Raw genomic sequence first — 19,337 nt, forward strand, 5'->3', positions numbered from 1 at the left:
TGTGCGCCATCCCAGGGGTGATTGGCATCAAATGGGCTGCGCCAACGCCGTTGCTGCTGTCCGAGGCCATCCGCCGCAACCGCGAACGCCGGTTGGCCTGGGTCTGCGGATTGGCCGAGAACTGGGCTCCTGCCCTGTATGCGGCTGGGGCGCGCGGCTTTACCTCCGGCTTGATCAACGTCCGACCGGATCTGTCCGTGGAGATCCATGCCGCGTTGAGCAGCGGCAGCTATGAGCGCGCCCAGGCCTTGATTGAGAAGATCCTGCCTTTCGAGACCTTGCGCGCGGAAGAAAATAACGGCACCAATGTGACGGTGGTCAAGGCTGCTCTGCAACGGATGGGCATGGACTGCGGCCCCACCCGCCCCCTTCAGCGTGGCCGCTGAGCGATCGGGCCGCGTCGAAACTGGATGAACTGATGAGCACGTGGGCCGCGCGTTAGTGCTCAATGTCCCGGCTTCTGGCGCACTCGCGCGACGTGAGAGGGCAAGTCTGTCCACGCAGGCGCCTGCGGTGCGTAGCGGGCGCGCAGATAGGTGGCCAACTCGGCGATTTGCGTGTCGGAGAGCACGTCACCAAAGCCTTGCATGAAGCCGATCTCGCGCGTGGCCGGCTCGCGCACGCCCTCGAGGATGGTCCGGATCAGGTTGTCGGGACGGTCGCTGGAGAGCTTGCTGGAGAGTGCCAGGGGCCGGTTCAGGCCGAGCACAGTGGGGCCGTCTCCGTCGTGATGGCAGGCGGCGCAGGCGGTTTCGAACATGCGTTGCGCAGGGCCGAGCAGGGTGCTTTGGCTTTGGGCGGCACGGGCGACGGCTTGGCGGGCAACGGCATCCAGCTCGGCAGGGGCCGGGGAGGGAGCATTGAACGAGGCCAGGTAGGTGGCCATGGCCCGAATGTCTTCGTCGGGCAGGGCCTGCAGCTCACCGACCACTTCGGACATCGGGCCGCCAGCTGAGCCGTGGCGGGGGGAATGGCCGTGGCGCAGGTAACGGTAGAAGGCGTCCGCGTCCCACGGCACTGCGGCTTTCGAGACAGTAGTCAGGGCAGGGGCTTCCCAGCCATCGATCATGGCGCCTGACAGAAAGGCCCCGCCGGTTTTCTCCGCGCCCGTGGCGTCGCGCGGCGTATGGCAGGCACCGCAATGGCCGAGGCCCTGGACCAGGTAGGCGCCGCGGTTCCATTCGATGCTCTGGGTGCGGTCGGCCTGGTAGGGCTGTGCATCGAGGTGGAGCGCGTTCCAGCCCGCCATGAGCGGGCGCAGGTTGAACGGAAAGCGCATCTGCGCTTTCGGCGTTTCCGCGCGTACGGCGGGCTGGCTCATCAAATAGGCATAAAGGGCCTGAAGATCGTCGTCGCTGGTCTTGGCGAACGCCGTATAGGGGAAAGCAGGGTACAGATGCTTTCCATCGCGCGAGAGGCCTTCGCGCATGGCGCGCTGAAAAGCAGAAAAGCTCCAGGAGCCGAGGCCCGTGCCGGCATCAGGCGTGAGGTTGGTGGTGAAGACGGTTCCGAAAGGCGTTTCCATGGCGCGGCCGCCTGTGCCGCGCGCACCGCCCGGGGCCGTATGGCAGACGAAGCAGTCGCCCGCTGCGGCGAGCGTGCGGCCGCGCTCGATGGTCTCCTGGCTGTAAACCGGGGCGCTCAGGTTGACCGGGGCGATGGCGGGGCGCCAGCCGAACAGGCCGGTGATGAGACCGATCATGCCCACGGCCAGCGCACCGGCGGTGGCCCACAGGCTTTTGCCGCGCGGCCATGGGGTTGAATTCTCCCTCCCTTCGGGGTTGCCGCGTCCTGCGGGGGGCGCTGAGGGGGGACGGCCATGCCGCCGTGGTCTCCATGCCCGGCCAAAGGAGGAGGGAGTGAGCCTCCGGTCCCTGCCGCTTCCAACCCGGCCTGCACCACTTCAGGTGTAAAAGGCGGCGCGCGAAAGCGCACGCCGGTGGCATCGAAGATGGCATTGGCAATGGCTGCCGTGCCGGGTACGCTGGAGGACTCTCCCGCGCCGAGCGGGGCCTCGCCGGGCCGCGGCATGTGCAGCACTTCGATGACGGGTACTTCGCGGAAATTGAGGATGGGGTAGCTGCCCCAATCCATGTTCTGCACCGTGCCCGCAGGCCGCACGCCGGCCAAGGCGGTCTTCGCGGCTTGCTGTTCGGGCGCGCCATGCGGGGCGAAGCTCACTTGCTCCTTCAAGGCACGGCTGGTGGTCTGGATCACATTGCCGTGGACCTGATGTTCCACGCCCGCCGGGTTGATGAGCATGCCGGCATCGTGCCCGACGACGACACGGCGCACGTGCACCTCGCCTGTCTTGCGGTTCACTTCAACATCGGCGACCCAGGCCGACCACGCGGCGCCGAAGCCCGGCCATTTGCTGTGCACGTAGCGGGCGTAGGCGAAGCCTTGGCCGAAGAGAATGTCGCCGCCTTCGCCAAGCCCGCCGTCCGTGTTTTCCTGTGGGCCGGTGCGCGGCCGCCAGCCGGCTTTTTGCGCGGTGGCCTGCACGAGTTCCGCGGCGCGCGGGTCACGCAGATGCTTCAGGCGGAACTGCACCGGGTCTTGCCCGGCTTCGGCGGCCAGCTCGTCGATGAAACTCTCGTGCGCGAAGGAACTCGGCAGTGCCGACACGCCGCGCAGCCATGACGCGCGAACGATCGGCGGCATGTCGTTGACTTTCACGCGCAGGTGTTCAGCCTCGTACGGCCAGCGCGCCGTGCGGTCGCCCATTTCGAAGGCCTGCGCCACAGGCTCCACGGTTCGGGTGAGCAGCAGCGCGAGGGTGGGGGCGCCATTGCTGGGGTAGCTGGTCTCGAAATCGTAGGCAGCGATGGCTCCTTCGGGCGTCAGGCCGCCGCGCGCCTGCATCAACTGTGCCGCGCCCTTGGGCTCCCATGCATGTTCCTGCGCGCGCGTGAGCTGTACGCGCACGGGTGCCCCCACGGCCCGGGACAGGAGTGCCGCGTCGGCGGCCACGTCGTCGGCGCCGTTGCGGCCGTAGCAGCCCGCGGCTTCCATGCGGATCACGTCGACCTGCACATCCTGCAGGGCCATCAGCTTGGCCAGGTCTGCGCGCAGCACATGAGGGTTCTGTGTGCCGGCCCAGATCTTGAGGGGCACATCGCCTTCCGGCTGCCAGTGCGCCAGCGCGCATGAAGGGCCGATGGAGGCATGCATCTGGTAAGGCCACAGATACGTGCGCGCCATGCCCCTGCCGCCGGCCAGGGCGGCGTCCACATCGCCCTCGTCGACCAGCAGGCGCTGTGTGGCCGGGTTGGTGCGTACCGCGTTTTCGACGTTCCCCATATCCGGCATGCCGGGCCAGGGCTTCCAGCGGATCACGAGCGCGCGCGCGGCGGCTTCGGCGTGTTCTTCACGCTCGGCGACCACGCCGACGAAATCGCGGATCACGACCACTGCCCGGATACCGGGGATGTGCGCAATGCTGCGCTCGTCCACGGATTCGAGCGTGTTGCCGATGTAGTCGCCATGGTCAGCGCCTGCATAAGGCGGACGCACCACGCGGCCATGCAGCATGCCGGGTACGCGCATGTCATGCACGAACACGGTTTCACCGGAGAGCTTCTGAGGGATGTCCACGCGCGGCTGGCGTGTGCCGACGATGCGGTAATGGGCCGGGTCTTTCAGCGGGGCATCGGGATCGAGCCGAAGGATGGTGCGCTGGCCGGCGAGCAGTTGGCCGTAAGGGACGTGGGTGTGGTGTTCGGTGCGCAACCGCACCACACCGAGCCGGGTTTCGACATTTTCCACTGGTACGCCTAGCCATTCGGCGCCGCGGGCCAGCAACCAGGCATGTGCCTGCGCTGCCGCCCGCCGCATGGGCTGCGCATGGATCTGGATCGAGGCACTGGCGATCGTCGCGCCCTGGTTGGGCGCGCGCGCCGTGTCGCCCAGCGCCATGCTGACGCAGGCCAGTGTCAGATCCAGCTCTTCCGCCACGATCTGCGCCAGCGCGGTCTGCAGGCCGGTGCCTAGATCCACATGGCCGTTGAGCGCGGTGACGCTCCCATCGTCCCAGAGCGCCAGCAGGATTTCGTCGCCTTCGAGCGGGTTGGCGCCAACGGCCGTGGGCTGGCCCGGGGCCGCAGGAGGAGGGGCAGGGGCTCGCGCACGATCGCGAGCACGCCGTCGGCCGTGAGGATGTCGGCGCGCGTGCGGGGGTGGTCGGCGCGGCGGGTCATGCGGGCTTGGTGCTGGACAGCAGTTCGGCGGCACGGGTGACCGCTGCCAGGATTTCCACGTGCGTGCCGCAACGGCACAGGTTGCCGGAGAGCTCGGCGCGGATGCGGGCCTCGCTGGGTTTGGGATCGCGTGCGAGCAGGGCGGCGGTTTGCATCACCATGCCGTTCAGGCAGTAGCCGCATTGGGCGGCTTGGGCTTCTTCGAATGCGGCCTGGACTGGGTGCCAGTGCTCTTTTGCCGCCGGGCCGCTCCCAAGGCGAAAGGGGCCCCCTGGGGGGCAGCGGACCATGCGGAGCAGGGTAGCGTGGGGGCCATGTTCATGCCCAAGCCTTCCAGGGTGGTGATTTGGCGGCCTGCGACACCGTGGGCAGGGATCACGCAGGCCCTCGCTGCCACGCCGTCTACATGTACTGTGCAGGCGCCGCAAGAGCCTTGGCCGCAGCCGTATTTGGGGCCGTTCAGGCTTAGGTCGTTGCGCAGCAGGTGCAGCAGTGACGTGTCTCGCGGGACGTCGAGTGTCACGGCCCGTCGGTTGACGGTTAGGGTCAGTTCGGGCATGGACGGGTTGGCTCCTTCCCCCTTTGGGGGAAGGTTGGGATGGGGGCTTTCACGGCGGTTGATTTATTGGCTGCGTTTTCTAATGGCTTTCTGCTTTCTAATGACCTTCTGCTGCTTGATCTAATGTCGGAGGCCGGGATTGCCCCCGGCGGTGCAGTATCTTTCTTTTGCGTCGCCAAAAGAAAGACACCAAAGAAAAGGCGACCCCACTTGCCGTGTCCCTTCGCTTCGCTGCGGGCAACCTGTGGTGCTCGATCGAGGGGTGGTGCCGTCGAACTCGCTATGTTCACTTCGTTCACGTCGCTCGAACAACGCCGGCAAGTCAGAATACGAAGCAAGGGCATCTTGCAGTGCCCTTGCCCACCCCTCGCTCTGCGCTCCTCGGCACGTCCAGAGGGGTGGGGAGCCCGGCTCGGGCCATTGCTGCGCTCGGCCTTCGAATGATCAGGCTTTGCTGTATTTACTCCTTCCCCCGCTGGGGGAAGGTTGGGATGGGGGCTTTCACGGCGCCACCTGCACAGCAGAAGACCATTCAGATCAACCGCGGTGAAAGCCCCCACCCTGGCCCTCCCCCAGCGGGGGAGGGAATTAATACCGTGGAGCGCTGTGGGGCTTGTTGAATGGGCAGCGGATGAGCAATCGCCGCTGCCCCTCACCGGATGGCCAGCCCCCCAACCCTCTCCCGCTGGCGGGAGAGGGAGCAAGACCACCGAGCAGTGCGAGGTCCGACTATTCGCAGGCCGAGCGAAGCGATGGCCCGATCCGCGGGTCCCCTCTGGGCGTGCCGAGGAGCGCAGAGCGAGGGGTGGGCAAGGGCACTGCAAGATGCCCTTGCTTCGTGCTCTAGCTTGCTGCAGCTGTTTGAGCGGCGTGAACGCAGTGAACAAAGCGAGTTCTGCAGCACCACCCCTCGATCGAGCACCACAGGTTGCCCGTAGCGCAGCGAAGGGACACGGCAAGTGGGGTCGCCTTTTCTTGGGTTACCTTCTTTTGGCGACGCAAAAGAAGGTGACTGCACCGCCGGGGGCAATCCCGGCCGCCGACCTCTGATAGCCAACAGAAAACCATTAAGAAGCAAAAAGCTAAGCACTTTCAAACACTCAAATAAGCCCGCCGAACCTCCTCGTTAGCGGCTAGTTCAGCCATCGACCCCGCAAACCGAATCTGCCCCTTCTCCAACACATAAGCCCGGTCAGAAACAAGCTCAGCAAAGTGCATGTTCTGCTCCGAGAGCAGGATGCTCACGCCCTGCGCTTTCAGCTCCAGGATCATGTTCGCCATCTGCTCGACGATCACAGGCGCCACACCCTCGCTGGGTTCATCCAACAGCACGAGATACGGATTGCCCATGAGCGTACGCGCCACCGTGAGCATCTGCTGCTCCCCGCCGCTCATCTGGCCACCGGGCCGCAAGGGCATTTCACCCAGGTTGGGAAACAGCTTGAACAGGCGCTCGGGTGTCCAGTGCGGGGCGGCGTTGCCATCAGGCCAACTGCGGGCCGGTTGTTTGCCGACTTCCAGGTTCTCCAGCACCGTAAGGTCCGTGAACACGCGGCGATCTTCGGGTACGAAGCCCAGGCCCAGGCGGGCGCTGGCGAAAGGCTCGGCGCGCGAGAGGTCATGGCCCATGAACTGCACCGTGCCGCGCCGCTTGGGCACCATGCCCATGATGGCCTTCAAGGTGGTGGATTTGCCGGCGCCGTTGCGCCCCATCAACGCCACAACCTCGCCGCGCCGCACTTCCAGATCGACATCGAACAGGATCTCGGCAGCCGCATACCAGGCGCGCAGCTGCTTGACCGTCAACAAGGTATCGCCCATGCCCGCCATTTAGGTGCTCCCCACTTTTTCACCGCTTTTCTCGAAGGTCTTGCCGCTGCCGAAATAGACCTCTTGCACCTTCGGGTGGTCGCGGATTTCAAGCGGCTTGCCGGCCGCGATGAGGCGGCCGCGTGCCAGCACGATCATGCGGTCGGCATAGGCGAACACAACATCCATGCTGTGTTCGGTGAACAGCACCGCCATGCCGCGCTCGGTGACGAGCTTCTTGGTGAGCGCCATCAGCGCGTTGCGTTCGCGCGGAGCCATGCCGGCAGTGGGCTCGTCCATCAGCAGCAGCTTGGGACTGTTGGCCATGGCAATGGCCAGCTCCACACGCTTGACATCGCCATACGCCAGCTCGCTGCAGGGGCGGTCGGCCTGGGCCGCCATGCCTACCTGATCCAGCAGCGCGAGCGCCTCCTGGCGCTTGTAATCCGCGGCGCGGCGCCACATGGCATACAGCAAGCGATCGTGCGAGAGCAGGGCCATCTGCACGTTTTCCACCACGGTGAGCGATTGGAAGGTTTCCGCGATCTGGAAGGTGCGGCCCACGCCCAGCCGCCAGATGCTGCGCGGCTTCAGGCCGATGAGCTCGTGCCCGTCCAGGCGGATCGAGCCGCGGTCGGCCTTGAGCTGGCCGTTCACCATGTTGAAGGTGGTGGATTTACCGGCGCCATTGGGGCCGATGAGCGCCAGCAGTTCACCGGCGGCCAGCTCAAAGCTGATGCCATCCACCGCCTTGACGCCGCCAAAGGATTTGCCAAGGTCTTTCACCGTGAGAAGACTCATGCTGAAGCCTCCTGCTTCGGTTGCCGCCAGCTTCGTACCAGCCTGTGGATACCGCCTGCGATGCCGTCCGGGAAGATCAGCACCAGCAGCAAGATGATGCCGCCCAGCAGCGCGCGCCAGTAATCGGTGTTGCGGGCCACGGCATCCTGCAGCCAGGTGAAGCTCACCGCACCCACCACCGGGCCGGCCAGGGTGTGCAGGCCGCCCAGCAGCACCATCACCAGGCCGTCGATCGATTTGCCGACCGCCATCGACTCAGGCGAAATGCTGCCCTTGGAAAACGCGAAGAGGGAACCTGCCAAGCCGGCCATCAGCCCGGCGACGATGAAGGCCACCCACTGAACGCGCTTGACATCGATGCCGATCGCATCGGCGCGCAGCACGGAATCCCGTCCGGCGCGCAGCGCATAGCCGAAGGGCGAGAACAGCACGCGGCGCAGCCACCACACCCCCAATCCCACGAGTGCCAGCGCCAGCCAGTAGTAGTTGCGCCCGCCGGCCAGCCACTCCGCCGGCCAGATGCCGGTCAGGCCGTTGCTGCCGCCCGTGAAATCATCCCACTGGTAGGTGATGGCCCAGGCGATCTGGGCGAGTGCCAGGGTCAGCATCGCCAGGTACACGCCAGACAGGCGCACCGAGAACCAGCCGAACGCGATGGCACCGATTGCGGCCACCAGCGGACCGCCGATCAGGGCCACCTCCATCGGCAGGCCCGCGGCTTTCATCAGCAAGCCCGCGCCATACGCGCCGATGCCGAAGTAGGCCGCGTGGCCGAAGGAGTGCATGCCGCCCGGCCCCATGATGAAGTGCAGACTCGTGGCGAACAGGGCCGCCACCAGCAAATCGGTGGCCAGCACCGTGGTGTACGAGGAGCGGGCCAGGAAGGGCACCGCGATCAAGGCCACCACCAGCACGCCGACAGCCACCTTGTAGCCCATGCTCGCCCGGCGCAGCGGCGCTTCGGGTTCGCCCACGTGGCGGCTCGGTGCCTGCGGGCGTCCCATCAGGCCCCAGGGGCGCCAGATCAGTACCGCGGCCATGACCAGGAAGTCCACCACCAGCGTGGCCTTGGAGAAATTGACGGTATGGCCGAACAGGCTCACGACGCCCAGCCAGATGCAGACTGCCTTGATCAATGAAATGAGCAGCGCCGCCAGGTAGGCGCCTGGCAGGGAGCCCATGCCGCCCACTACGACCACCACGAACGCGGCGCCGATGGTGTTCAGGTCCATCTCCAGATGAGCAGGCTCCCGTGGCAGCTGCAGCGCGCCGCCCAGGCCAGCCAGCATCGCGCCGAGCGCGAACACGGCCGTGAACAGCCAGGCCTGGTTGACGCCCAGCGCACTCACCATTTCACGATCCTGCGCGGCTGCGCGCACCAGGGTGCCGAAGCGCGTGCGCGTGAGGAGCAGCCACACCGCGCCCAGCACCAGCGGGCCGATGACAATCAGGAACAAGTCGTAGGAGGGAAACTGCCTGCCCAGGATTTCCACCGAGCCTCGCAGCCCCGGCGCGCGCGGACCCAGCAGCTCATCGGGGCCCCAGAGCCACAGCACGGCGTCCTTGATGACCAATACCAGCGCAAAGGTGGCCAGCAACTGGAACAGCTCCGGCGCCTTGTAGATGCGCCTGAGCAGCACGAACTCGATCAGCGCGCCCAACAGGCCCACTGCCAGCGCGGCCAGCACGAGCCCGGGCCAGAAGCCCAGGTTCGTGCCAAGCTGGCCGACCAGCGTGTAGGCCAGATAGGTTCCCAACATGAAAAACGAGCCATGCGCGAAATTGACGATGCGCGTGACGCCGAAAATCAACGACAGTCCAGCGGCGACGAGGAATAGCGACGAAGCGCCGGCCAGGCCGTTGAGCAACTGGACGATAAGACCCGAAAAGTTCATAGGCAGGATGTACGCAGAACAAGCACGTGCATGTCGGTAGGGTGCGCACTGCGTGCACACCCTGCGAGATTTACGTCAGGGGGCCGAGCGTGATTTCTTGATCTCTGCGGCGGACGGCTGGAACTTGGCGCCATCGAAGTAGGTGTAGTCCACCATCACACCCTTGCCACCGTCGTTCTTGGTCTTGCCGACGAAGGCGCCCATGGTGGATTGGTGGTCTTCGGGCCGGTAGGTGATCTTGCCGAAGGGGGAATCAACCTCCAGGCCCTTGAAGGCGGCGATCATCTTGGCTGTATCGTTGCTACCGGCCTTCTTCAGGCCCGCCGCGGCCGACTTGATCATGCTGTAGCCGACCACGCTGCCCAGGCGGGGGTAGTCCTTGAACTTGGCCTGGTAGGCCTGCAGGAACGCCTTGTGCTCGGGCGTCTGGATGTCCTGCCAGGGGTAGCCCGTCACGATCCAGCCGTTCGGCGTTTCATCTTTCAGCGGATCGAGATACTCCGGCTCGCCGGTCAGCACGCTCACTACCGTGCGGTCCTTGAACAGGCCGCGCGTATTGCCCTCGCGCACGAACTTCGAGAGATCGGCGGCGAACAGCACGTTGAAGATCGCATCGGGCTTGGCATCGGCGAGCGCCTGCACCACGCTGCCTGCGTCCACCTTGCCCAGAGGGGGCGCCTGCTCGGCCACGAACTCCACATCCGGCTGCGCGGCTTTCAGCAGTGTCTTGAAGGCCGCCACGGCGGATTGGCCGTATTCATAGTTGGGGTAGATCAGCGCCCAGCGCTTTTTCTTCAGCTTCACGGCTTCGGGCACGAGCATGGCGGCCTGCATGTAGGTGCCGGGACGCAGGCGGAAGGTGTATTCATTGCCGCCCTGCCACGTGAGCTTGTCGGTCAGTGGCTCACCGGCCAGGAAGAACACCTTCTTCTGCTTGGCGAAATCGGCCACGGCCATGCCGGTGTTCGAGAGGAACGTGCCCGTGAGCACATCGACCTTCTCGCGGGAAACCAACTCCTCCGCCACGCGCACGGCATCGCCGGGGTTGGCGTTGTCATCGCGGGTGACAAGTTCCACTTTCTTGCCGTTGATGCCGCCAGCGGCGTTGATTTCATCGATGGCCAGTTCCATGCCCTTCTTGTAGGGCTCGAGGAACGCAGGCTGCGCTTTGTAGCTGTTGAGCTCACCGATCTTGTAGGTGCTTTGCGCCCAGGTGGTGCCAGCGGCGAACATGGCGGCCAGCGCCACGGGGGTGATGAGGGCAAGGCGGCGTGTGGTCATGGAAAGCTCCTTGGATGAAAGTGAAGAACGTTAATGATTTCTACAGGGAAGGCTGGATTTCTCCCTCTCCCGCTTGCGGGAGAGGGGGAAGAGGTTCAGCGCAGGCCGTCCTCGCCCTTGATCTCGCTGGCTTGCAGGCCGCCGATGCGCGGCAACGGCCGTCCGGAGTCGGTCACGGCCACCGCCACCACAATCTCATTGGCGCGCGGCGCATCCGTCACACGGGCTTCCACAGCGTCGAAGTGGCTGCGCACGAAGGCGGCATCCTTGTGGCCCAGGGGCACGTCGATCGCGGTGCCCAGGGTGCCGCGCTTCTTGGCCGAAGGCACCAGCGCGGCGCCCTTCTCAACGGCCACGCGCAGCGGCGCGCCCAGCTTGGGGTGCAGGATGGCGGCGGCGTGTTCCAGCTCACCTGCTTCGCCCACGATAGCGGCCTTGCCGTAGCTCTGGGCCTGGCCGGGCTCGATGCCCAATGCCTTCACGGCCTTCTGCCCCAGCAGCGCGCCCAGCTCCTCGCCGATGGCGATCAGCTCATCGAGGTTCTCGCTGTAGCGGCCGGCATAAGGGTTGGCGATGACGGCCATGGCCACGGCGCGGCGTGTGGGCGGGTTGACGGCCTGCCCCATTTCCTGGCGGGTCTCGTCGACCTGGACAATGATCTTGCGGATATTTGCTGGCATGTCTTGTGTTTTCCTTGTGAGAGGAGGGGCCGGGATCAGCGCTGGCCGTCCCATTGAGCGATGTTTTCCGCCAGCAGGCCGCCCACGCGCGCATGCACGCGGTAGCCGGTCGTCATGGCGAGGATGAAGACGAGTTCATCGGCGGCGGGCGAGCCTGGCACGCGCACCTCGAAGGCATCGAACTGGCCGCGCACATAGCTGGCATTGATGTTGGTCATCGGCACATCGAGCGTGGCGCCCGGAGGGCCGACTTTCTTGGTCGAGGGCACGATCGAGAGCGCATTGCCGGGCTGGCCGGTCTTGGCCCCGCCCAGACCGGCGATGTAGGCCGCGCGGTCGCCCTTCCAGCCGAGCAGCTCGCGCATGGCGTAACCGCCCGGCACATGCCAGAGCGCGCCGTGCTCCAGTTCGCCCGCGCTGCCCACGATGGAGCCCTTGCCGTAGGTGGCGATGCGCTCGCGCGGCACATCCATGGCGGCCAGCAGACGCTGCGCCATATCCACGCCCACAGGCTCCAGGGCCTTCATCATCGGCAGGATATCGGCCTCGTAGCGGCCTGCGTAGGGATTGGTCATCACCACCGCGATGGCGCCGCGTATCAGCGGTTCGGCTGGCGGCGGACCGAATTCGTGGCGGATTTCCTCCACCTGGGTGAAGATGCGGCGAATTTCAATCATGGGCAAGAACTTTCTTCCTGTTTTTCAAGCAAGGACCGCGCCAGGACCGGCGAAGCCCGCAGGTGGCTGCAAGGATATAGGCTCCACGTGGCGCCACTGCTCCTGACAAACCAGAAGCACGGCCCAGACCAGCCCGCGCGCCTGCAGCGCACGGGCCCGTGTCTGGCCCGCATCGAGGGCGTGTTGCACCTGCTCTGGTGCAAGCGGAGGCACCATGGTGGTCACCAGGCGCTCGCCCAGATCGCTGTCGTCGCGGCACTCGTTGGCGGGACGGCGCTCGATGGCCGGGTCCGGCACGTTCACCGCATTGGCGATCATGGTGGCGGCGGCATCGGCCTGGGCTGCGGTGGCGGCCAGCACGGTCACGCTGTCCGCAATACCCATGGAGAGGCTGCGTCCGCGCCAGCCGCTGGTGGCTACGCCGCGCACGGCGTCGTAGTGATGGATTTCGAAACGGCCGTCGGCCGACAGGCGCTGCATATCGGCCAGATCAAAACGCGCCAGATCGCTGAACAGGCCCACGCGGACTGAATGGCCGGGTGCCAGATGCAGGGCGATATCGCCTCCGTTGTTGAGCCAGGCCCGGTCGATGCCAGGGCGCTGATAGAAAGCGATCAGTTCCTCCGCAACGCTGCCTGCCACCGCAGCCATGGGCGTGATGAACTCGGGCAGGAATGGCGCGCAGGCCTGCCGCATGCGCCGGGCAATCGGGCCGCTGGGCCCGCCGGCCGGATCAGAGACCGGCTGGCGCAGCAGCGGCAATTCCGCCACCAGTTCGGTCAACACGCCTTCGAAACGCTGCCAGGCCGCCTCATGCGCTTCGGCCACCGCGTCGCGCTGGCCGTGCGCTTCGGCCACGATGTCGATCGGGCCATGCTGCCAATGCCAGCGATGGGCGTCGAGGCGCTGTCTCTCGGCGTTCATGGAGGAGGCCCGCTCTTCAACCCAGCATCGGCGGCTGCCCCAGCGGCCATGCGTTGTCGGAAGGGTTGCGCAGCCACTGCCGTGCCAGCGGGGCGCCATCGTCTTGCCAGGCCCCGCGCGCGAGCGCTTTTTCCAGGGGCATCACATAGTCCACATGGCCCCCGAGCGCGGCGAAATCATGAAGCCGCATGGAAAATTCGATCGGCGCCACGATGGCCGGTGTGGGCACGGTGCCGAAGCTGTTGTCCGGCATGCGCAGCACATCGGCCATGACGGTGATGCCGCCTCCCGGCCACACGTAGGCAGGCGCGCCGCCGCAGGTTACGTTCACCAGCGCCCGCTTGATGGCGCGTGTGAGCAGCACTGGGTTTTCGGTCACGCCCGCGCGCAGGCTTCCACCCGCGCCGCCCAGGAACAGCACGCTGCAAAGCGAAGGTTCGCAGTTTTCACCGATGCGCGCCACCACGCTGCGCACGGCGGCCGGCATCTCCTGCTCCACGGGTTGCAGCGCTTCGTTCAGCACATACCACTGCGCATGCTCGCCTGTGGTGGATGTCATCAACAGGCGCAGCCCCGGCCGCGCCACGCCCGGCTCCCACCCCTCGATGATGGACAGCGGATCAGCGATGTCGGTGCCGCCCCAGCCCGTGCCCGGATTGGCCACCTGGAAGTAGCGCCCCGGTGTGGATTTGCGGCCGCGCATCTGGATGCCCGAAGAGGGCATGCCCAGGCAGCGTCCGGCCTGGTGTTCGCTCAAGACACCGGTGATATGGTCATCCACCACCACCACCTCGTCGGCGTGCCCGTACAGCTGGCGCGCGAAAATGCCCACGGCCGCCGAACCGCAGCCCACGCGCATGCGCTGCTCTTCCACTCCGCCGACGACAGGTGCCTTGCCGGCCTGGATGATGAGGTTGGCTCCGCCGTCGATGGTGCATTCCACCGCCTGCTTGTTGCCCAGGCGCTGCATGATCTCCAGCGCCATGCGGCCTTCCTTCTTGCTGCCGCCGGTGAGATGGTGCACACCGCCGAGCGAGAGCATCTGCGAGCCGTATTCGGCGGTGGTCACATGGCCGATGGCTTCACCTTTGTAGCGCACGTTGGCCTGCTCCGGCCCGAGGAAGCGGTCGGTGTCGATCTTCACCTTGAAGCTGCAATAGCTGAAGATGCCTTCGGTGACGACGGTCACCATGTCTACGCCGTCCATCTTCGAGCCGACGATGAACGGGGCGGGTTTGTAGTCGGGGTAGGTGGTGGAGGCGCCCACGCCGGTGACGAACACTTCTCCCGAGCGCAGCAGATCGCCATCCCATTCCGGGGGCGAAGAGGGGGCTGATCCGGCGGAGGCCGGCTCGGCTGGCTCGCGCGCGAAAGGCACGAGCGCCGGCTGTTCTTCCTTCAGGGTGCGGCGCAAGAGCAGCACGGGATCCACACGTACCAGCACGCCTGCCTGGTTGGCATAGCGGTCGCATGCGCCCGCGCGCCCTTCGGCGATCTGGCACAGCACAGGGCAGGCGTTGCATTCCACCTTACCCGCTGCCATGCGCTCATTGCGCGGCGGCGCCTTGGCACCCAGCTCCGGCGGCAGCGGCATATCCATCGCGGGCAAGCCATCGGTTTTGGTATGTTCAGTCATGATGCAGTCTCAAAGTTTTCCCTAGCAAAAGCTTGTCTTGGGTACACGATTTGTGTAGCATCTGCTCCATGTTCATGTTGTAATTACTACATGAAATATGAATATACCTGAATGGCTATGTAAGTGTCTTGGTGTTTTCCAGTACGTTTGGTGTGCTGCCCCACGCTAGCTTGCAAGCCGTTGTATCGAATCACTAAAGAAGCCAGAGCCAACTCATGAGTTCCATGCATACCGAGCGCGTTCTAACCGTCCACCATTGGACCGACCGCCTGTTTTCGTTCACCACCACGCGCGATCCGGCGCTGCGTTTTTCCAACGGCCACTTCACCATGATCGGCCTCAAGGTCAACGACAAGCCCTTGCTGCGCGCCTACAGCGTGGTCAGCGCCAACTATGAGGAGCACCTGGAGTTCCTGAGCATCAAGGTGGAAGACGGCCCGCTCACCAGCCGGCTGCAGCACATCAAGGTGGGAGACGAGATCATCGTCGGCCGCAAGCCCACCGGCACCCTGCTGATCGACTACACCCTGCCCGGCAAGCGCCTGTACCTGTTCGGTACCGGCACGGGCCTGGCGCCGTTCCTGAGCATCATCCGCGACCCCGAGACCTACGAGCGCTTCGAACAGGTCATCCTGGTGCATGGCGTGCGGCAGGTGAACGAGCTGGCCTATCACGATTTCATCACGCAGGATCTACCGCACCATGAGTTCCTGGGCGAACTGGTGAGCGAGCAGCTCAAGTACTACCCTACCGTCACGCGCGAGCCCTTCCGGAACCAGGGCCGCATCACCGATCTGATCACCAGCAACAAGCTCACCAACGACCTGGGCCTGCCGCCGCTCGATCCCGCCGAAGACCGCGTCATGCTGTGCGGCAGCCCCATGTTGCTGGCCGACATGAAAATGATCCTGGAGCAACGGGGCTTCCATGAAGGCAACACCACCACACCGGGCGACTATGTGGTGGAGCGCGCCTTCGTCGAGAAGTAACCCTGAGTTCGTAAACACGTTCCGAGGCCAAGGCCACCAAGGCCTTTTTCGCGCGCAAAACCAAGAATGAGCAGCACAGCCAGCAATACAGCCAGCAATGCGCCTGCCGCGCGCAAGGCCGCCAAGCCGCAACGCCGCACCGGCACGCGTGCGGCGGCGGCCGAAGCCACGCGCGAAGCCATTCTGCGCGCCGCCACCAAGGTATTTGCCAAATATGGCTATGCGGGCGGCAGCATCGAAAAGATATCCAGCGCGGCCAAGTCGGTGGATCGCATGATCTACTATTACTTTGGAAGCAAGGAAGGATTGTTCGTTGCGGTTCTGGAGGACATCTATCGCCGCATGGATGAAGCCGAGAGCCGCCTGGAGATCGACGAAAGCCAGCCACTGGAAGCTTTGGGCGAGCTCATCCGCTTCGTCCTGCGCTACTACCGCGAGCATCCGGAATTCGTCACCCTGCTCAACACCGAGAACCTGCACAAGGGCAAGCACATCGTCAAGTCGCGCCGGGCACGCGAATACTCGCATCATGCCGTCACGCTGACCGAGCGCCTGCTGGCAAAGGGCGTGGAACAAGGCCTCGTGCGCTCCAACATCGAGCCGCGCCAGCTTTACCTGCTGATCGTGGCGGCGGGTTACTTCCATACCTCCAACCGCTACACCCTGGGCGTTTTCCTGGGGGAGGCCATTGATACGCCCGCGGCTGTCGCCCGTTGGGAGACGTTCGTCGCCGACAGCGTGCTGCGCATGATTTTGAAGAATCCCCCTGAGGCGCTAACGCACGCTTCCGCTTGACGCATGGCTTTCCACATGCCCCTCCCCTCGTCATTCCCGCGCAGGCGGGAATCCAGCGACGGCGCTTGCAGGATGCACTGGATTCCCGCCTGCGCGGGAATGACGGCTAAAAAGGGGCGTTACCTGGAACGTGTCCGAGCAACATAGGCTTTCTTACCCAGAAAAAACAAGGAGACCCACATGGCAGAAATCGCCGCCGCAGAAAAATCCGGCAAAGTCGTCATCAAGAACATCGGCCTGCTGTTGTCGGGCGACATCGATCACCCCATTCTTGATGCCGACACCATCGTCATCAACGATGGCCTGATCACCGCCGTCGGCAAGTTCAAGGATTGCGACACCACGGGCGCCAAGACCACCATCGACGCGCGCCAGACCTGCGTCGCGCCCGGTCTGATCGACAGCCACGTGCACCCTGTGGCCGGCGACTGGACGCCGCGCCAGAGCCAGCTCAACTGGATCGAATCCAGCCTCAACGGCGGTGTGACCACCATGATCTCGGCTGGCGAGGTCCACTACCCCGGCCGCCCGAAAGATATCGTGGGCCTGAAGGCGCTGGCCATCACCGCACAGCGCGCCTTCGATGCTTTCAGGCCTGCCGGCGTGAAGGTGCTGGCCGGCGCCCCGGTGATCGAGAAAGGCATGGTCGAGAGCGATTTCAAGGAACTGGCAGAAGCCGGCGTGAGCCTGCTGGGCGAGATCGGATTGGGCTCGGTCAAGGCCGGCTATGAAGCCAAGGAAATGGTGGCCTGGGCCCGTAGGCATGGCATCCAGAGCACCATCCACACAGGCGGCCCATCGGTTCCCGGTTCAGGCTACATCGACAAGGACACGGTCCTCGAGGCCGATGCCGACATCATCGGCCACATCAATGGCGGCCACACCTCGCTGCCGATGAAGCACGTGTGCGACCTGTGCGAGCAGAGCACGCGCGGCATCGAGATCGTGCACAACGGCAACGAGAAAGTGGCGATCGGCGCCGCGCGCGCGGCGATCGAGCTCAAGTGCCCGCACCGCGTTATCTTGGGCACCGACGGCCCGGCCGGCTCCGGTGTGCAGCCGCTGGGCATTTTGCGCATGATTGCGCTGATCTCCTCGATGGCCGACATTCCGGCCGAGTTGGTGTTCTGCTTTGCCACGGGCAATACGGCGCGCATGCGCAACCTGAACTGCGGCCTGATCGAAGCTGGCCGCGCGGCGGACCTCGTCTTCATGGACCGTGCCCAGCACACGGCGGGCAACAACCTGCTCGAAAGCGTGCAGCTGGGTGATCTGCCTGGCGTGGGCATGGTGATGATCGATGGCCTCGTGCGCTGCGGCCGCAGCCGCAATACACCGCCTGCTGCGGAAGTGCCGCAGCTTGTGGCCTCGTAGGCTTTGCGCGGCGGTCGATAGGCTTCGCTGCGCTGCGCGGTATTGGCCCCTTCCCCCTTTGGGGGAAGGCTGGGGTGGGGGCTTTCATGGTAGGTTGATCTGAACGGTCTTCTGCTTCCTAATGAACTTCTGCTTTTTGATCTGAGGTCGGAGGCCGGGATTGCCCCCGGCAGTGCAGTCACCTTCTTTTGCGTCGCCAAAAGAAGGTAACCCAAGAAAAGGCGACCCCACTGGCCGTGTCCCTTCGCTTCGCTCCGGGCAACCTGCGGTGCTCAATCGAGGGGTGGTGCCGTCGAACTCGCTATGTTCACTTCGTTCACGTCGCTCAAACAACGCCGGCAAGCTAGAGCACGAAGCAAGGGCATCTTGCAGTGCCCTTGCCCACCCCTCGCTCTGCGCTCCTCGGCACGTCCAGAGGGGACCCGTGGGTCGGGCCATTGCTGCGCTCGGCCTGCGAATAGTCAGACCTCGCACTGCTCGGTGGTCTTGTTCCCTCTCCCGCCCGCGGGAGAGGGTTGGGAGGCCGGCCATCCGGTGAGGGTCAGCGGCGGTTGCTCATTCACCGTCCTGTCAACAGGCTTCGCTGCGCTCAACCCACCCAACGAAGAGAAAACAGGGATACTCTCCGCAAGAATTCTTAAACCGAGGAGCTTTCATGTACGACACTTTTCAAGTAGATCGCCTGATTGATATGTGGCTGACAGAAGACATCGGCTATTGCGACCTCACGGCGCAGCTGATGATCGAGGCCGACGAGACGGCCTCGTTCCAGATGAACGCCCGTGAGTCCCTCATGCTGGCCGGCGTGGAAGTCGCGGCGCGGGTGTTCCGCCGCTACGATCCCGATGTGCAGGTCAAGGTGCTGGTGCGCGATGGCGAACGGGTGGAGAAGGGCACGCGCCTGCTGGAAGTCAGCGGCCGCGCACGCAGCTTGCTCACCGCGGAACGCACCTCGCTCAACATCATCCAGCGCCTGAGCGGCATCGCGACCGAAACCGCGCGCTACGTGGAAGCCATCCGCGGCACCCATGCACGCCTGATCGATACACGCAAGACCACGCCCGGCCTGCGCATGCTCGAGAAGCACGCCGTGACCTGTGGCGGCGGCCTGAACCACCGCCTGGGCCTGGACAACGGCGTCATGGTGAAAGACAACCACATTGCCGTGTGCGGCGGTATCGCCAAGGCGGTCGAGCGCGCGCGGCGCCAATTGCCGGTGCTCACCAAGCTGGAAATCGAATGCGACCGCCTGGAACAGGTGGAAGAGGCGCTGGCCGCCCAGGTGGATGTGATCATGTTCGACAACATGTCCGTGGCTGACATGGCTACCGCGGTCAAGATGGTGAACGGTCGCATCAAGCTTGAAGCCTCCGGCGGCATCCGCCTGGACACCATTCGCCCCATTGCGGAGACCGGTGTCGACTACATCTCCACCTCGAAAACCCACCAATCCGCGCCCGCTGTCGATATCGGCCTTGACACGTTCTGAGATGCCCCCCTGAGTCGCTTGCGCGCCTTCCCCCTATGGGGGGCGCACCCGGCGGCCTGGCAAAGCCAGCTCCGCGGGTGCCCCCGCATGGCCTGCTCCGCGGCCTTTTGTTTTTGACTCCTTCTCCCAGAGGGAGAGGAAAAAGACAGAAGGCGCCAAGTCCCGTGCGTTTCATGCCATGCGGGTGACGTGCTGCGCCATGGAAAACTGAGATTCCCATAAGGCCATC

General features: G+C 64.9%; 15 protein-coding genes and 1 pseudogene. 5 read left to right on the plus strand and 11 right to left on the minus strand.

Going from position 1 to position 19,337, the window contains the following annotated elements; translation table 11 throughout:
- The first annotated feature begins 17 nt into the window (after positions 1-17).
- Complete coding sequence (locus WJU18_RS00500; protein ID WP_423458228.1) at positions 18-386, plus strand: dihydrodipicolinate synthase family protein; 369 nt, start codon at positions 18-20, stop codon at positions 384-386.
- A gap of 59 nt (positions 387-445) precedes the next feature.
- Here WJU18_RS00500 and WJU18_RS00505 read toward each other — a convergent pair whose 3' ends face one another.
- From WJU18_RS00505 to WJU18_RS00555, 11 genes and pseudogenes are all read right to left on the minus strand, one after another.
- Positions 446-1,702: a c-type cytochrome gene (locus tag WJU18_RS00505; RefSeq protein ID WP_423458229.1), complete on the minus strand. Its 1,257-nt coding sequence runs from the start codon at positions 1,700-1,702 to the stop codon at positions 446-448.
- Positions 1,699-4,233 carry a molybdopterin cofactor-binding domain-containing protein gene (locus WJU18_RS00510; RefSeq protein ID WP_423458230.1) on the minus strand — a complete coding sequence of 845 codons (2,535 nt, stop codon included), beginning with the start codon at positions 4,231-4,233 and terminating at the stop codon, positions 1,699-1,701. Before WJU18_RS00510 ends, WJU18_RS00505 begins: the two co-directional genes overlap by 4 nt.
- Positions 4,196-4,758, minus strand: a pseudogene (locus WJU18_RS00515) ((2Fe-2S)-binding protein). Before WJU18_RS00515 ends, WJU18_RS00510 begins: the two are co-directional and overlap by 38 nt.
- 1,092 nt (positions 4,759-5,850) lie before the next feature.
- Positions 5,851-6,579 (minus strand): ABC transporter ATP-binding protein, encoded by a 729-nt coding sequence (locus WJU18_RS00520; RefSeq protein WP_423460904.1) that lies wholly within the window; start codon positions 6,577-6,579, stop codon positions 5,851-5,853.
- A 9-nt stretch (positions 6,580-6,588) separates the two neighbouring features.
- Positions 6,589-7,368 carry an ABC transporter ATP-binding protein gene (locus tag WJU18_RS00525; RefSeq protein WP_423458231.1) on the minus strand — a complete coding sequence of 260 codons (780 nt, stop codon included), beginning with the start codon at positions 7,366-7,368 and terminating at the stop codon, positions 6,589-6,591.
- A complete protein-coding gene (locus tag WJU18_RS00530) occupies positions 7,365-9,263 on the minus strand; it encodes an ABC transporter permease (protein ID WP_423458232.1) in 1,899 nt (632 codons plus the stop codon). Before WJU18_RS00530 ends, WJU18_RS00525 begins: the two co-directional genes overlap by 4 nt.
- 75 nt (positions 9,264-9,338) lie before the next feature.
- On the minus strand, positions 9,339-10,544 hold the full coding sequence (locus WJU18_RS00535; protein ID WP_423458233.1) for an ABC transporter substrate-binding protein: 1,206 nt from the start codon (positions 10,542-10,544) through the stop codon (positions 9,339-9,341).
- Between the two features lie 95 nt (positions 10,545-10,639).
- Positions 10,640-11,224, minus strand: coding sequence for an amino acid synthesis family protein (locus WJU18_RS00540; RefSeq protein ID WP_423458234.1), 585 nt, complete (start codon positions 11,222-11,224; stop codon positions 10,640-10,642).
- Between the two features lie 35 nt (positions 11,225-11,259).
- The gene (locus tag WJU18_RS00545) at positions 11,260-11,901 is read right to left on the minus strand and encodes an amino acid synthesis family protein (RefSeq protein ID WP_423458235.1); all 642 of its coding nucleotides are present in this window, start codon (positions 11,899-11,901) and stop codon (positions 11,260-11,262) included.
- Between the two features lie 24 nt (positions 11,902-11,925).
- Positions 11,926-12,825, minus strand: a complete 900-nt coding sequence (locus WJU18_RS00550) for a UPF0280 family protein (RefSeq protein WP_423458236.1) — start codon at positions 12,823-12,825, stop codon at positions 11,926-11,928.
- A 16-nt stretch (positions 12,826-12,841) separates the two neighbouring features.
- A complete protein-coding gene (locus WJU18_RS00555) occupies positions 12,842-14,461 on the minus strand; it encodes a 6-hydroxynicotinate reductase (protein WP_423458237.1) in 1,620 nt (539 codons plus the stop codon).
- Between the two features lie 215 nt (positions 14,462-14,676).
- Between WJU18_RS00555 and WJU18_RS00560 the strand changes: the two genes are divergently transcribed.
- The 4 genes from WJU18_RS00560 (at position 14,677) to nadC (ending at position 19,108) form a co-directional block, all read left to right on the plus strand.
- Positions 14,677-15,450, plus strand: a complete 774-nt coding sequence (locus WJU18_RS00560; protein ID WP_423458238.1) for a ferredoxin--NADP reductase — start codon at positions 14,677-14,679, stop codon at positions 15,448-15,450.
- A gap of 66 nt (positions 15,451-15,516) precedes the next feature.
- Complete coding sequence (locus WJU18_RS00565; protein WP_423458239.1) at positions 15,517-16,245, plus strand: TetR family transcriptional regulator; 729 nt, start codon at positions 15,517-15,519, stop codon at positions 16,243-16,245.
- 180 nt (positions 16,246-16,425) lie between these two features.
- Positions 16,426-17,619, plus strand: a complete 1,194-nt coding sequence (locus WJU18_RS00570) for an amidohydrolase family protein (protein ID WP_423458240.1) — start codon at positions 16,426-16,428, stop codon at positions 17,617-17,619.
- Positions 17,620-18,274: 655 nt separating this feature from the next.
- A complete protein-coding gene (gene nadC, locus WJU18_RS00575; protein ID WP_423458241.1) occupies positions 18,275-19,108 on the plus strand; it encodes a carboxylating nicotinate-nucleotide diphosphorylase in 834 nt (277 codons plus the stop codon).
- Positions 19,109-19,337 lie beyond the last annotated feature (229 nt).

The organism is Ottowia sp. VDI28 (genome assembly GCF_049532675.1).
Lineage (GTDB): Bacteria > Pseudomonadota > Gammaproteobacteria > Burkholderiales > Burkholderiaceae_C > Ottowia.